15 protein-coding genes and 1 pseudogene are annotated in these 13,780 nt (G+C 55.8%); 7 read left to right on the top strand and 9 right to left on the bottom strand.

What is annotated here, in order from left to right; all coding sequences use genetic code 11:
* Positions 1-214 precede the first annotated feature (214 nt).
* A complete protein-coding gene (locus C482_RS13410; RefSeq protein WP_049896725.1) occupies positions 215-1,660 on the top strand; it encodes a sugar transferase in 1,446 nt (481 codons plus the stop codon).
* Here C482_RS13410 and C482_RS13405 read toward each other — a convergent pair.
* The 4 genes from C482_RS13405 to C482_RS13390 form a co-directional block, all read right to left on the bottom strand.
* Entirely contained in the window at positions 1,609-2,973 is a 1,365-nt protein-coding gene (locus tag C482_RS13405; protein WP_006168180.1) for a nucleotide sugar dehydrogenase, read from the bottom strand. The two genes, C482_RS13410 and C482_RS13405, sit on opposite strands and share 52 nt — an antisense overlap.
* A complete protein-coding gene (locus tag C482_RS13400) occupies positions 2,973-3,950 on the bottom strand; it encodes an NAD-dependent epimerase/dehydratase family protein (protein ID WP_006168179.1) in 978 nt (325 codons plus the stop codon). Before C482_RS13400 ends, C482_RS13405 begins: the two co-directional genes overlap by 1 nt.
* A 228-nt stretch (positions 3,951-4,178) precedes the next feature.
* Positions 4,179-4,667, bottom strand: coding sequence for a metal-dependent hydrolase (locus C482_RS13395; RefSeq protein WP_006168178.1), 489 nt, complete (start codon positions 4,665-4,667; stop codon positions 4,179-4,181).
* The gene (locus C482_RS13390) at positions 4,660-5,169 is read right to left on the bottom strand and encodes a hypothetical protein (RefSeq protein ID WP_006168177.1); all 510 of its coding nucleotides are present in this window, start codon (positions 5,167-5,169) and stop codon (positions 4,660-4,662) included. Before C482_RS13390 ends, C482_RS13395 begins: the two co-directional genes overlap by 8 nt.
* A 315-nt stretch (positions 5,170-5,484) precedes the next feature.
* On the opposite strand from C482_RS13390, the gene C482_RS13385 reads away from it, so the two are divergent.
* The 3 genes from C482_RS13385 (at position 5,485) to C482_RS13375 (ending at position 8,098) form a co-directional block, all read left to right on the top strand.
* Positions 5,485-6,723: an eCIS core domain-containing protein gene (locus C482_RS13385; RefSeq protein ID WP_006168176.1), complete on the top strand. Its 1,239-nt coding sequence runs from the start codon at positions 5,485-5,487 to the stop codon at positions 6,721-6,723.
* Positions 6,724-6,725: 2 nt separating this feature from the next.
* Positions 6,726-7,691: a hypothetical protein gene (locus C482_RS13380; protein WP_006168175.1), complete on the top strand. Its 966-nt coding sequence runs from the start codon at positions 6,726-6,728 to the stop codon at positions 7,689-7,691.
* Between the two features lie 218 nt (positions 7,692-7,909).
* A complete protein-coding gene (locus C482_RS13375) occupies positions 7,910-8,098 on the top strand; it encodes a hypothetical protein (protein ID WP_241431928.1) in 189 nt (62 codons plus the stop codon).
* Between the two features lie 124 nt (positions 8,099-8,222).
* On the opposite strand, the gene C482_RS13370 is transcribed toward C482_RS13375, so the two are convergent.
* From C482_RS13370 to C482_RS13360, 3 genes are all read right to left on the bottom strand, one after another.
* Positions 8,223-8,486 (bottom strand): type II toxin-antitoxin system RelE family toxin, encoded by a 264-nt coding sequence (locus C482_RS13370; protein WP_006168173.1) that lies wholly within the window; start codon positions 8,484-8,486, stop codon positions 8,223-8,225.
* A complete protein-coding gene (locus C482_RS13365; RefSeq protein ID WP_006168172.1) occupies positions 8,479-8,766 on the bottom strand; it encodes a ribbon-helix-helix domain-containing protein in 288 nt (95 codons plus the stop codon). The genes C482_RS13370 and C482_RS13365 overlap by 8 nt, the downstream gene beginning before the upstream one ends.
* 127 nt (positions 8,767-8,893) lie before the next feature.
* Positions 8,894-9,094 carry a hypothetical protein gene (locus C482_RS13360; protein WP_006168171.1) on the bottom strand — a complete coding sequence of 67 codons (201 nt, stop codon included), beginning with the start codon at positions 9,092-9,094 and terminating at the stop codon, positions 8,894-8,896.
* A gap of 371 nt (positions 9,095-9,465) precedes the next feature.
* On the opposite strand from C482_RS13360, the gene C482_RS13355 reads away from it, so the two are divergent.
* Entirely contained in the window at positions 9,466-10,626 is a 1,161-nt protein-coding gene (locus C482_RS13355) for an eCIS core domain-containing protein (RefSeq protein ID WP_006168170.1), read from the top strand.
* Positions 10,627-10,632: 6 nt separating this feature from the next.
* Positions 10,633-11,571, top strand: a complete 939-nt coding sequence (locus tag C482_RS21215; protein WP_152422011.1) for a hypothetical protein — start codon at positions 10,633-10,635, stop codon at positions 11,569-11,571.
* 120 nt (positions 11,572-11,691) lie between these two features.
* On the opposite strand, the gene C482_RS13340 is transcribed toward C482_RS21215, so the two are convergent.
* Positions 11,692-12,144 (bottom strand): hypothetical protein, encoded by a 453-nt coding sequence (locus C482_RS13340; protein ID WP_152422010.1) that lies wholly within the window; start codon positions 12,142-12,144, stop codon positions 11,692-11,694.
* A gap of 304 nt (positions 12,145-12,448) precedes the next feature.
* Between C482_RS13340 and C482_RS21210 the strand changes: the two are divergent.
* Positions 12,449-12,589: pseudogene (locus tag C482_RS21210) on the top strand (glycosyltransferase family 1 protein); the annotation flags it as partial.
* 97 nt (positions 12,590-12,686) lie between these two features.
* Here the strand turns inward: C482_RS21210 and C482_RS20525 are convergent.
* Positions 12,687-13,472 (bottom strand): class I SAM-dependent methyltransferase, encoded by a 786-nt coding sequence (locus C482_RS20525; protein WP_083858623.1) that lies wholly within the window; start codon positions 13,470-13,472, stop codon positions 12,687-12,689.
* Positions 13,473-13,780 lie beyond the last annotated feature (308 nt).

The following is a 13,780-nucleotide window of genomic DNA, read 5'->3' as shown; positions in this document are numbered from 1 at the left end:
GTCCTCGTTCCCTTCTTGCCGGAGACTGTGCGTTCACCGACTAGTTTCGGCTGACAGCTTCCCCCACCATCACTTTCTCTGGCTGTGTATCACCCGCTGTGTCTCTCTTGCTTCCGTTACTCTGATCGCCGTCTCAGTGTTTCTCTTTCACAAACGAACTGTCAGGGATGAATATAAAATACATTATCTCACTCGGGGTGGCGACAAGTGGTGTATGGTGACAGGATGGCGGTATCGAATCGTGAGCCTCTGTGGTGTCGTTCTCCTGACGGTGTTTGCAGTGTTGGTCGCCAACCACAATCTTCCCCAGTCGCTGTTTACGACCTATGTTCCAGTGTTCAATCGCCTCGACGTAACCGTCCTCTCGGGTCGTTCGCTTTACTGGGCACTGGGGCTGAGCGTGGTTGCCGTCGCTGGCAGTCTCATTCCGTTGTACAAGCCACAACCGCGACGTGTGCTCGATACCGTCTTTCTCACTCAAAAGCGGCTCATCGTCGCTGGGCTTGCGCTCTCGACGCTTGGATATTTCAACTGGTCGTACCGCCTTCCGCGAGCAACAGTGACGATGACGATTGGAGTTCTCGTCATCGTCGTCCCGTCGTGGTTCGTCTGGATTCGCCGCCGACCCGCTGCGTCCGAGGGTCGAACAATCCTTATCGGCGATGATGCAGACCAACTCCAGCGCGTGACTGCTGCAGTCTCTGGCCCCGTTCTCGGCTATCTCTGTCCATCGGTCGTTGCATCACGGAACGATACTGATGGTGTGCTCGCCGTTGCAGATGGTGGTGCCCTCTTCGCCGAATCGACCGATGAGGCTATCCGCGAGGTCGAGCGGGCGCAGTATCCGGAGCGGCTTGGCGGATTGGCGCGACTCGAGGACGTCCTCGTCGAATACGACATTGACACCGTCGTTCTGGCGTTTCAGCAGGCCGACCGCGCGGAGTTCTTCGGCTCGCTCGATGTGTGCCACGAGCACGGTGTTGCGGCGAAGGCCCACCGAGAGTACGCTGACAAGGTCCTCGTCGACGAAGGTGTGGTAGGTGAACTGGTCGACATCGAGGTCGAACCGTGGGATCCGCTAGACCACCTGCTCAAACGATTGTTCGATATCGTTGTTGCTGGAACTGCCTTGCTCGTTCTCTCACCGGTGATCGTTCTGATTGTGATCGCGCTCAAACTTGAGGGCCAAGGCCCAGTCTTCTTCAGCCAGACGCGGACGTATCTCTACGGCGAAACATTCCAGATCTTGAAGTTCAGGACACTCAAGCCGGAGAAGGGCGGCGAGGTCGGCACAGTGATCGACGAGGATCGCCGGACACCGTTGGGGACGTTCCTCCGAACGACGCACCTTGACGAGATTCCACAACTTTGGTCGATTCTCGTGGGCGACATGAGTGTCGTTGGCCCCCGTCCCGCACAGACCGAACTCGAGCCAGGGTTTGAGAGCGAGGCTGTGCAGTGGAAGCAGCGATGGTTTGTCAAGCCTGGCCTGACGGGACTCGCCCAGATCAACAATGCAACGAGTCAGGAGCCGGACGAAAAGATCCAGTACGACCTACACTATATTCGAACACAGTCGCTCCGGCTGGACGTGAAAATATTGCTTCGTCAGTTCTGGAAGGTCGTCGAGGACGTGGTCGAACTCGTCGCACGAAACTGAGTCGGTTGCATCGAGGTCCCATCGCCGAGTCGGACGACCGGCACCGACAGGTCGCCGGGGATCGCATTCTGCGTATCGAAGACGAATGGTGCTGCTTCTAGCGGTTCGTAGACAAAATCGTCGTGATCGACGAGCAGCAACACCGCATCGGATTGGCTCGCAACAGTCTGATTTATCTCTCCAGCCGGCTCCAGCAGTTTCCCACCGATAGGGGCCCGGTCCACGTGCGGGTCGACCGGCGTAATGGTCGCCCCGGTATCTACGAGTGATTCACAGATCGTGACCGCCGGTGCGTTTCGGGTGTCTCCAACGTTCGGCTTGTACGTGAGGCCGAGAACGGTTATCTCTGCGGCCTCGAGTGACACGCCGTGTGACTCGAGTCCGGTTCGAACGCGATTGATGACGTGTGACGGCATCCGTCCGTTCATACCGTTTGCCTGTTCGACCATTCGAAGTGGTTGACCATTTCGACGACCGAGCCAGGTGAGAAATCGCGGATCGACTGGAATGCAATGGCCGCCGACACCTGGCCCGGGGTAGAACGCCTGAAACCCGAACGGTTTGGTGTCCGCTGCGTCGATGACTTCCCAGATATCGACGCCGATCGCTTCGGCGTAGCGTGCGATTTCGTTGACGAGTCCGATGTTCACCATTCGGTACGTGTTCTCGAGTGTTTTCGCCATCTCTGCGGCTTTCGTCGAGTTCACTGGTACCGTTCTCACGGTAATGGCATCGAACAGCGTCCGTGCAGTTGCCCGTTCGCACGCTGAGTCCGCGCCGACGATCAGTGGGATTTCGTCGACGAGGTACTGCCCGCCAGGGTCAATTCGCTCCGGTACGACAGCGACGAACGTGTCCTCGCTGAGTGCTCGCCCACCCGATCGGAGTTCCTCTCGAATGATTTCGTCTGCGGTTCCCGGATACACTGTGCTGCTACAGACGTACAAGATCTCTCGAGACGGCGCGTATTTGGCGACGGTCCGACTCGCCGCTCGGATGGCGCTCATGTCGGGTGTGCTGCCGTTCATCCCTGTCGGGACAGCGACGACGAAGACGTTGGCCGCTGTGAGTCGTGTTGGATCGCTGGTCGGCTGAAAGCCTGCTTCGAGGGCGTCTCTGAGTTCCTCGTCAGCAACGTCGTCAATGTACGACGTGCCGCTTCGAAGCTCGGCCATTCGCTCTTCGTCGATGTCGAACCCAATCACATCGAAGCCAGCGTCCGCGAAGTGACATGCAAGCGGGAGGCCGACGTAGCCAACGCCAACGACTGCAACGGTCGCTGTCCGTTCTGCAATCTCCTCGTCGATGGTCATTAGGCGATCTCCTCGCGTTCGGACAGCGGCCGGCGCTCTCTGATTACGTCCCGGAGAATCGAATCGAGATCTGTTTCGGGGTACCAGCCAAGCGTTCGCTCGAGTTTCTGTACCTCTGGCTCACGCTGCTGTGGCTCCTCGAAGGTCTCGTCAAAGACGACCTGATACGGCACGTGCTCAATTTCGGAGTCGGAGCTCGTGAGCTCGATCACCCGCTCGGCGAGTTCGTTGATACTCGTCGCGTTCGGCGACCCGACGTTGAATACGTCGCCGTGTGCCCTCGACGTTTGAAGAAGTTCACGGGTGAGCTGTACTGCATCTCTGACGTGTGTGAAACTCCGCGTCTGCGTACCATCTCCGTAGACGGTCAGCGGCTCCCCGCTCAGGGCTTGCTCGACGAACGTCGGAATGACCATCCCGTACTGTCCCGTCTGGCGTGGGCCGACGATATTGAAGTACCTGCCGACGACGACGGGGAGCCCATGCTTCTCGTAGTATGCCTGGGCGAACATCTCGTCGATCGCCTTCGCCGAGGCGTAGCTCCAGCGGAGACTCTCCGTGGGGCCGAGCACACGATTGTCGGACTCCTCGAAGGGAACCGACCCGGACTTCCCGTAGACCTCCGACGACGAGGCGATGAAGGTGGGGACATCGTGTTCTGTTGCAGCCTCGAGAACGTGTTCCGTTCCCTGGAGGTTCGTCTGAAGGCTCTCGAGCGGCTCGTTAGCGATTTTCTCGACGCCGACAGCGGCCGCGAGATGATAGACGGTCTCTGCGCGAGCGATACACTCCGAGACGACAGCTTCGTCACAGACGTCGCCGTAGACGATTTCAAGGCGGTCCGTATTGGGGAGGTTGCTCGGAGACCCGGTCGAGAAGTCATCCAGGATGATGATTCGTTCAGACGTCTCTCTGAGCACGGCGTCGACGAGGTGAGAACCGATGAAACCGCCGCCCCCTGTGATGACTGTTACCATCGTAGCACTGCCATTTTAGCAAGCACTGTAACCATTGCGTCAGTACTGGCAGAAATACCGTGCTAACCGCTGCAAATGTGTTCGTAGCGTGATTTTACCGACGTGGTCTTCCCCGTCAGGGGTCGTGGCAACGGGCAGCGTTGTGCGTCGTTTTGACCTTCATGTGCCTCACCGACTGCTATCGATCGTCGCTGTGGACGGGCTTGGCGGAGTACTCGAGTCCGTTCACTACTGGTCGCTCCAGTACCTGTCACAGAGGAAGACGGTTACGGCGAGTGTTCCCGTGACGAGGAGCACACTCTGGTCGGTAGAGACGTACAGATTCGGCGTCGGGTGGCGGTACCACGTGAACGGGTAGAGCCAGGCACCGGCTTCGGCGTCCGCGTATGCTTTGAGACCATCCGTGATGAGGTGTGTGAGTGCGCCTGCCAGGAGAACACTGAAGGCCCGTCTGTGGGCTTCTGTGAGGACCAATGCGCCGATTCCAGAGAGAAGAATGACCCCACCGAGCGTGTGGAGTGCGTCGACCCCGAAGGGGACTCCCAGGGTGGTCTCGATGGTGGCGTCGTCGACGAACATGCCGATTCGGTTGAGGTCTGGGAGGAGCGCACCGATCATCCCGATCGCAACCCAGCGTTTCGTGAGCCACTCGAGTCGCCAGCTCGCGATGGTGAACAGGACGTAGGCGATGAGGACGTGTGAGAGGAGTTCAGCCATCGTGTGTGTCCTCCTGGTCGGTTGTTCGTGGCTCGAAGCCGAGCTTGGTGAGGGAGAGTTTCCAATGGTGGAAGAAGTAGGCGATTGCGAGGAGGACGCCAACGATGGAGGTGAGTAGCTTGTACTGCTGGGCAGTTTCGTTCTCGTTGACGACGACCAGTTCGTCGGCCGTCATCGTTCGGTCGGACTCGAGTACACCGTAGACCTGGACGTATCCTCCGGGTTGGACCTGGTCGGTGGCGTCGTGATGGGTGATCTCGAGTTCGGCCGCGACCTCGTTAGCCGAGTCGGTGACGTGGATCGTCATCGTGTCCTCGGAGATGGACTGGACCTCGCCGGAGACGAGCTGGTGGTCGTCGGTGAACTCGTCGTAGTTGTCCTGTAGCTGGTCACCGGAGGGGTGGGGCCAGTTCTCGTCGTAGGTGGCTCCGTAGTGGACCCCGAGGCCCATTAGGGTGAGGAGTAAGACGAGGGCGATACCGAGTCGAGTCGCGAGGCGCATTCGTTTTCGTATTCGTGCTCTCAGATGTGCTACTTGGTGGTTGTGTTTTCAGAACTGGATCTGTGTCTTCACACGCCCCACTTCAGACCCCACACCCGGACCCTGTCACCCGATACGTACTCGCTGTCACATTACAACTCGAGTGCCCATCGATTTACCGGACTCGAGTTGGATCGAGCTGCGATCGGTTGTCGCCGTTGTATTTCGTCTCTTGTTGGCTTCCTATTGTAAGGAGGTAAAATTAATATAATGTAGAATCAATAGTTCGTGTATGACTAGAACGGCCCGAATTGACGGTATCTGGAGGGACGAGACATGAAGAAGCGAAAACGTCGTCGGAAACGGACGGCCTCGGACGCCGAAAGCGAGGACGAACGCAGACAGCACCAATCGGCACAGTCGAACCAGACTGGACAGTCCAGCCAGCAAATTAATCGAATGCCCTCGACACAACCTGCCCCTGCTTTCTCTGGGGGCCCTGTCCATCAGGCTCCGGATCCATATGCGCATGCACATGCGTCACCCGAAGTAACGCCACCGGGCGAACCCGTCGTTCCGGGCTACCACTCTCCCGAAACAGAGGCCGAAACGCGCGACCACCACATTCAGCGTGCCCTTGCGGGAACCGGGACGAACCCGGACGCAGTACCGGATACTGTCCTCGAGGTACTGGGCGACGGTGGGAAGTCCCTCGGGCAACCGATTCAACGGGCACTCGAGGAGCGCATGGATGCGGATTTCTCGAACGTGCGGATTCATACGAGCGCGAAAGCAGCTGAAGCCGCGGATGCAATCGACGCGAAGGCGTTCGCCTGCGGGAACGATATCGTGTTTAACGCTGGTGAGTACGATCCTGAGTCTGGTGAAGGACAGTTCCTGCTCGCGCATGAGTTGGCTCACGTTCGCCAGCAAACTGGCGCGGCGATCAGCATGATGCCCCAGGAAGGGGCGGATTTGGAAATTGATCCGGATCCGCAGTTAGAGCGCGAGGCTGACGAGGCCGCCGAACAGGCGCTGTCGGGTGATGGTCCGCTGACCGTCAATCGGATGGGAGCAGATGTACACATCCAACGAACAGCACTCGGTGAACTGAACCCGTTCAGTGGGAACGACGATCGAGACGGTGGCGAACTGGTACTTGACGAGGTCGAAGCCACTCCTGAGGCCTTAGCTGAAGAGGTGCGCCAGATCAAGACAAATCAGGCAAAACTATTCAACGCTGTCAACGCCGAACGAAGCATGACCGATCGCGTCGGTGAAGCTGCGGGGGCCGGTGTTGTCGGCGGCACTGCTGGTCTAGCAGTCAGTGCTGTCACCGCAAACCCGGTATTAGGGGCACTCGCCGGTGGGGCCGTTTCTGATGTCGGCAAAACCCTGTACGGAAAACTCTGGGGGAAGGGGCGGGATACGATCGCCAACGCCGAAATTCCGGATGTATCGCTCGATCAACTCAGTGGTGTCACACAATCCGTCGAGAAACTGATCGACGAGAAGCTCCGTCAGCGCTTCGGTGGAAAGGATACTGGATTGAAATCCGAGGAGACAGACTTCTAAATATGATAGCAGACATCAAAAAAGAAACTGACCGTGGATTTGGACTCCAGGTTGTGGACAATACTGGTGTCGAACACAAGATCGGTGTTCTACACAATGGCGAAATAAACAGCCACCTTCAAGACGAATATCCAGACAAAGCTGCTAAACGCAGTGATGAGGGCAACGAATACGTCGAACAGGCACGTCGATTTGCCCAATACTACGTCTACTGCGAGCAGGGCTACGATACGATGAAGCCTCGCCGAATCCATCCGGAGCGTATCAACGCTGTTCGGGTGGCTATCGCCGAACTCACCGAGTCTGAGTTCGAACAACACTTTGGCGACCTGTATCGACAGCTTCGAAGTTACGACTCTAGCACTGATCGTGTCGTCGAGATTCCGTCGGCAGCGTCCAGCCCCGACTCAGTGCTCTACCGCAAGAACGTCTATCTGGGATTGGATCCGTTCGAGACCGAATTCAGCGAGGAAGCTGAAGCGATCGCTACTCGACACGGATTGGATCTCTCGCCGGATCGGTTAGACACCATGTCGCTTGATGATGGAGACACGGTCAACCTCGATGGATGGACCGCTGCATCTCGAGAACTGGGAGCACTGGCCGACGCCGCTGATAGTGACCTCTCCGACGGCCTCCAACTTGCCGGTGTCTCGTCGCTCCACATGGCCTATCTCGACAACCGGGGTGCGGAACACGTCACGGACGCTGCCGAGCCGTTCGATCGGGAGCCCGACACACGGATCGAATTGCCAGTGATGGATGTCGGTAGCCTCGCCGAGTTCCAGGACTACGTCAACCATAATCTGGCCTGCCAGGTACGCGACGCCTTCATCCGAATGGGACTCGAGCCACCGGAACCGTTCCGTATCCTCGGCTACGGCGATTTCGAAGCCGCCGAGCAGTACAAGCGCCTCGAAATGTATCCGAACTATATCGATCCCGAGGAAGAGCATGCGTTCGTCTGAGCCGATGAGCGGCAGCTATCGGTAGCTTTCGTTGGTGACGCCAGGAATCGTCTCGAAGTGGCTGTTGCCGGCACGGACTGGTTCGACATCGTCGCTACCATCCAAAACGAAGCCCATGTCGACAATCATTCGGACCGCTTCGCGACCCCACGGACTTCGTCACGGCCTGCCTGATCAGCGGTCTCGATTGCATCTTGCATCTCGTCCACTTGATCGTCATGGTACTTTCCCGCCTCGAGGACCGCGCCCTCGTCCGGCACAAGGGGGCTTATTGGGCACTCACGGACGACCTTGAACGCCTTCGACAAGCGTACGACGTCCACGGAGCCAATCAGCTCTTTAACGACCTCTACAGAGCGGAGAATCGCGACGAGTGGATCGAAGCGAGTGAGAACGGAACCGAATGACGCAACTCAGGTGACTGATTTATCCATATAGGTTGCGAACTGGACGGGAGCCTTCCCCAACGACTGTCTGTCCCACTCTACGGGATCGTCAATTTTGGTTCCAGTGATCTCGTTTCCAGAGGTATCATGGGGGAAGGTGTCGATCATACACCTTCCGTCGGTGACCGACCGCCTCGACGATGAGAATATCGTCGTCGCGATCCCAAGTGATAATCGCTCGGTAGTCACCGGCACGAAGTTTATAATATGGGTAGCCGGAAAGACGCTCGAGTCGATGTTCGGTCCAGTCAGTCGCCTCATCAGCTTTGTTCATCACACGATCGGCGACTTGCGGGTCTAGGTTCTCGAGATGGCCGATCGCTTGTTCGGTGTACTCGACGTCAGTCATTCAAGCCGAGGCGATCACGAACATCATCAGCTGATTGCGTTTCACCCTGCTTTCGCTGCTCGCGGCTCTTTACAAGTTCCTCGAGCGTTTCATCGGAAAGTCTCGTTGGTGGATCAATCCAGTCGCGGAGTGCGTCGCGGACCGCCTCCGACCGCGAGGTGTACCCCCGACGCTCGTACTCCTCGTCGATCTTCTCGAGGAGCCTGTTTGGAACCCGGATGTCGATCTTGGTGGTCCCGTTGCCGTTACCATTATCGGCATCACTGGTGTCAGTACTCATTACTGTGTGAGACGTCCGTCCCACAAATAACTGTTTCCCCTCTATTCTGGAGCTGTGTTCGCTGCACTGTGTCTCGAGGCATCCAGATCCTGCTCCGCATCGAGAAGGCTGGTACCGATACAGATCGTTATCCGTAGAGCACGTCGTCGATGTCGCTCTCGTCCGTTTCGACGCCCGACCGGAACCGATCACGACGCATTGTTTCTTTTTCGTCTTCCGAGAGGGGTACGGACGACTCTCTGAACGAATCGATCACCTCACTGCGTGATTCGTACGCCTCGTCGATGAGACGCGTCAACAGTTCCTGTTGCGTGACGGTCCGTCCCATCTGGAGTCAGACCTCCGCTTGGAGTTCCTCGAGCCGCGATTTCGCGTCCTCGGGTATCTTTATTTCCGTCGTCATACGCTATCGTTTCACCTGTAACTGGATACCCGTTTCTACGCACTCTTCGCTGGTCGAACTGTTTCGTACGCTCTGTCCAAGCGGTCTCGAGTGCTATTCTCGTCACAACTCGAGTGCACTCTACACGACTTGCTATACCCAGGGGCTCGAGTAGAACTGAGCCGTGATCAGTTGTGGGTGTGCTTTGTCTGTTGCCAGTTCTCACTTTCCAGGAAACAAGTATTAATGTGCCAAGACTTCAAGAGTTCGTGTATGATCCGCTCGCTTCGAATCGACGGTGTCCAGAGGGACGCACCATGAAGAAACGTCGGACTCGAACCGACTCGGACTCCGAGAGCGAGGACGGACACGAGCAGCGGCAATCGTCGCAGTCGCAGGCTGGCGGCCAGCCTATCGCCCGAATGCCGTCGGCACAACCTGACCCTGGTATCTCTGGAGCATCCGTCCCGAACGCTCCGGACCCATATGCACATGCACATGCACATGCGTCACCCGAAGCAACGCCGCCGGCCGAACCCGTTGTTCCGGGCTACGGTTCCACTGCAACAGAGACCGAAACGCGCGACCACCACATCCAGCGCGCACTCAAAGGAACCGACACCACGCAGGACGAGGTTCCTGATACTGTCCTTGACGTGCTAGGCGAGGGTGGTCGCTCTCTTGAGCAGCCGATTCAGCGGGCACTCGAAGAGCGCATGGACGCGGACTTCTCGAACGTCCGGATTCATACTGGTGGGAAGGCTGCGCAGGCAGCTGACGCGATCGACGCGAAAGCGTTCACCTGTGGGAACGACATTGTGTTTAACGCCGGCGAGTATGATCCCGAGTCGGGCGAAGGTCAGTTCCTGCTGGCTCACGAGTTGGCACACGTTCGCCAGCAGACTGGCGCGGCAATCAGCATGATGCCCCAGGAAGGTGCTGCTCTCGAGATCGATCCCGATCCGCAGTTGGAGCGGGACGCTGACGAAGCAGCACAGCAGGCGCTCTCGGGTGACGAACCACTGGTCGTGAATCGGATGGGGACAAATATTCACATCCAACGAACTGGGGCCGGCGCACCTGTCCCTGGTGCTGGTGGCCCTCTGGTCGAGCAGATACGTGAACTCGAGGACGATACCGAAGACGATGAGGGGATTACCCTTCGGAAACTCTTGAAAGGCGCAGCGAAAGCGGGTATTTCGACAGGAATAATCACGGCTCTAGTCCAGACGAGTGCTCTCGAGACGGGGCTCACTGACCCAGAGACAGCAATGATTACTGGAGCAGCGAGTGTTACAGCCGCGACAGGGCTCACCGCGAAACGATTAGCCTATCGCAAACTTGATCCACAGATTTGGCGACGTATCTTCGCTGCTGCTGGCCACGAGGACCTGCTCGCAAACATTCTTCGGAACCTCGGTCATGAACCCGACTGGGCAGAAGATCTGGGCGAAACCGAACCTCGAGATCTACAGTAATTAGCTATGGATGGAACAATATACGGGGAAGACGATCTTGTCACTGGAGTTACGATCGTCGATAATAATCGGATTGAGCATGATATACAAGTCGAGCGTAATGGAGACATCTATTCACATCAGCAAGATACCTACCCTGACAAAGGGTCCGAACGAACAGATGAAGAGAACGTTCATGTTGCACAATCTCGACGATTTGCTCGCTATCATGTCTACCGTGAACGTGGACATCCGACGCTCGAGCCATGGCAGACGCCAGAGGGCCCTGCAGTTGTCGCTGCTAGTATCGCTGACCTGCCAACGGAGACATTCGAGCACCATTTCGGAACGTATTACCAGCAGTTCCGAAGCACCATTGACGCAGATAGTCACCCAGTGATCGATCCGCCGGAGGCCGACGGACTAACGGCATACCTGCAGTACGTTTATTTAGACATTGATCTGGAGTCACTCCTTGGTCAGCAGGTAGTTCGGTCTCTCGCGGCAGTGTTGGAGGCGAGCCATGATCGGGCAAAGGTAACTCAAGCCATTAGGGAAGCGCTCGAACAGTCTGGAGTCAATGCTGAGAGCTTCACAATTGCCGATGTTTCTGACCTCGGTGTGCTCTACCAGACACGTACCGGAGACGAGAAACGTGATCCCAGACGATCCGATATGGGTGCGCCTGACGCCCGGTTAGAACTGTCTCCCATCGACGCGCCTTGGGAAGCGTATCTCCCTGTCGAAGGGTTTCAGATGCTTGTCGTCCATCACCTCCTGTGCCAGACACGGGACTGTTATCTTCAGATGGGACTTGAACCACCCGAGTCTGTCAAGATTCTTGGTACTGGAACATTCCGTCAAACCGTTCGAAACGAGCACCTTGAACAGTACGAACCTGTTCATTACACCGATTCATCAGTCGATTCCTATCGTCTCCCCGATCTTAGTGCGCTGGAACGGTGACTACTGCCGGACCAGTCTCGGCCCAAATCCGTACTCAACCTGCCGTCCAAAACATGGTTCTCGGTTTCCTGGTGCCTCATATTGACGCACCTTTGCGAGAATCGGTACAAATCACGGTCGTCAATCCTGAACGCGCCCAATAGTTACCGACTCATGGGTGACGACCACGAATACCGGTTCAGCAGCAGCGGCAATTGACTGCGTTCTTTTGAAGGGAACTTTTGTTGTGGCTTCAGCTTCCGAGCCCGTGAACGTTGTTTCTGTCGAAATTATTTCTCCATCGATAGTCATTTGGTACTCTCTTTCCGCTGAGACGTTCGCTGAAATGCGTTCAGTTGCTTCAGCATCGACTACAAATTCTTCAGCGTCTTCGGGACTATCTTCAGAGCGCTTGAAAGAGATTTCACCCTCGATCGTTCCTGAACTCTCGTTAACAATAATGTGTGTGGTCTCAGTCTTTTCTGTCTCAGTATGATCCTCCCCTTCCTGTGTGATTTGGTCTACTGAGCGCCCTGAGAGCACATTCGGGACAGCTAACAATCCACAGCCATACGCAAAGTTCCTGCGTTTCATAGGTAATATCCCGGTGAATTCCATAATAAGTTTTCTGACGATGTCTTCGAAACAGCTTGTTGGTCACGCAAGGCTGTCGCTATGTAACCATCGCAAGCAACCGTACTGTTCACCGTTCGCTAGGCTTCCTCTACATTCGTACCGGGAGACCGGAGACTCTCCAAGTGAACAACCGGAACAGGTCCACAGCTCACGCATGGCCAGCCTGTGACCGAGTTCGACTTTGAGCTTGCGACTGGATGGTCCCGGTTGTCCCCGTTTCGAACCGAATAACATAACATGCGACTCACGTATGCGAGTACCAATGCGGATTCTACGGGTCGCACAGAAGATCTATCCCGACGCGAAAGGCGGCGGACCGTATCACGTCCACGCGATGAGTCGAGACCAGGCCGCGATGGGACACGACGTGACGGTCGTCACGGTTCGAATGGATCCTAATCTTTCCGGTCGTGCTGCTTTCTAACTCAAGCCGAGAACGTGGCTATCACTCCATGAAAGCATGATCTTTCCTTCTGACTGGGATCTATGGATGTCAAAAATCAACGTGCTTTCGTACCATATGTGTATAGCGAGAGTGGGTAGTATCCTGTCGAATCGATCAAGGACTTTGCTTTAAATAAGACATCTTTTGACTGTTTCCCTTCGATCGAAGAGCACGGGAACGGGATCATTCGAAGACCTGCTTTCGAATATACCCTTCTCAGATCTGTTGGTCTGAAAAAGTTGATGTGCGCAGCTGGAATCCAGAAATTGTCGTCGTTCCAGCCCGGGTGAAGACGTCGAAGGTCATATCGAGACGGAACAATGACAATCACAATTCCTTCGTCACTAACTACCTCTGCGGCATCCGTGATCAACTCAGTCGGATTTAGAACATGTTCAAGAACATTGTCGATCACGATCGCATCGAAAGACTGGTCAACTTTCGACGGATCGAATATCGAATCTATAACATCTAACCCTCCTTCAGACGCTATCTTTGACCGTATATCACTCGGTTCAAAACCGAGATACGTGTGTTGATTCTTCTCTAGTAGTTTCCCTAGACCACCATATCCAGAACCAACCTCTAGTACCTCTGCCCCTTTACCAACTGTTTGCTCAATCAAGTTCGATATATAGTAATGCCTCCGTCGAGGTGCTGGGATTGTAGTGTGTCTAGCTTGGTCTATTTCTGTCTGTGACTCTGATGCAGTGTCCGATTCAGGATTTAGTACATATAAAAACCCGCATCGGTCACATGTTCCAATTGCTGATCCCTCGTACTGTTTGGCTGCCGTTTTGCTTGTTGACCTGCACAAGGGACAATCACGGTCATGAGTCATACCAGTACGGTGTTGACTAGATATCAAAACCTCTTCGCAACAGCAAGAACAATGTCTATCCTGTACACTCTTTTTCAGTAACCTACTACATACGAATCGTCATAGAGTGTACTAGTCAGGGAAGACATCTATCATTCGAGACAACGAAGGAATTTCGTGTCGGGTGTCCTGACCAGGTAAACGGATATAGCCGAACAGTTCCTCTGCCTCTGCATCTTCGTTCTGTCTAGTCCGTTACGGATAGGCCTCAGTCATTGATTCGAAGGGGAACTCATTAGCGATGGCAGTATAAATCTGTGAATATTCGA

The sequence above is a fragment of the Natrialba chahannaoensis JCM 10990 genome (assembly GCF_000337135.1).
Lineage (GTDB): Archaea > Halobacteriota > Halobacteria > Halobacteriales > Natrialbaceae > Natrialba > Natrialba chahannaoensis.
Note: the sequence above shows the minus strand (reverse complement) of the source record. Positions and strands in the feature narration are given on the sequence as shown.

Coding starts and splice junctions, on each gene's coding strand:
- C482_RS13410 (WP_049896725.1), top strand. CDS start 215: ATGGTGACAGGATGGCGGTATCGAATCGTGAGCCTCTGTGGTGTCGTT.
- C482_RS13405 (WP_006168180.1), bottom strand. CDS start 2,973: ATGACCATCGACGAGGAGATTGCAGAACGGACAGCGACCGTTGCAGTC.
- C482_RS13400 (WP_006168179.1), bottom strand. CDS start 3,950: ATGGTAACAGTCATCACAGGGGGCGGCGGTTTCATCGGTTCTCACCTC.
- C482_RS13395 (WP_006168178.1), bottom strand. CDS start 4,667: ATGGCTGAACTCCTCTCACACGTCCTCATCGCCTACGTCCTGTTCACC.
- C482_RS13390 (WP_006168177.1), bottom strand. CDS start 5,169: ATGCGCCTCGCGACTCGACTCGGTATCGCCCTCGTCTTACTCCTCACC.
- C482_RS13385 (WP_006168176.1), top strand. CDS start 5,485: ATGAAGAAGCGAAAACGTCGTCGGAAACGGACGGCCTCGGACGCCGAA.
- C482_RS13380 (WP_006168175.1), top strand. CDS start 6,726: ATGATAGCAGACATCAAAAAAGAAACTGACCGTGGATTTGGACTCCAG.
- C482_RS13375 (WP_241431928.1), top strand. CDS start 7,910: ATGGTACTTTCCCGCCTCGAGGACCGCGCCCTCGTCCGGCACAAGGGG.
- C482_RS13370 (WP_006168173.1), bottom strand. CDS start 8,486: ATGACTGACGTCGAGTACACCGAACAAGCGATCGGCCATCTCGAGAAC.
- C482_RS13365 (WP_006168172.1), bottom strand. CDS start 8,766: ATGAGTACTGACACCAGTGATGCCGATAATGGTAACGGCAACGGGACC.
- C482_RS13360 (WP_006168171.1), bottom strand. CDS start 9,094: ATGGGACGGACCGTCACGCAACAGGAACTGTTGACGCGTCTCATCGAC.
- C482_RS13355 (WP_006168170.1), top strand. CDS start 9,466: ATGAAGAAACGTCGGACTCGAACCGACTCGGACTCCGAGAGCGAGGAC.
- C482_RS21215 (WP_152422011.1), top strand. CDS start 10,633: ATGGATGGAACAATATACGGGGAAGACGATCTTGTCACTGGAGTTACG.
- C482_RS13340 (WP_152422010.1), bottom strand. CDS start 12,144: ATGAAACGCAGGAACTTTGCGTATGGCTGTGGATTGTTAGCTGTCCCG.
- C482_RS20525 (WP_083858623.1), bottom strand. CDS start 13,472: ATGACTCATGACCGTGATTGTCCCTTGTGCAGGTCAACAAGCAAAACG.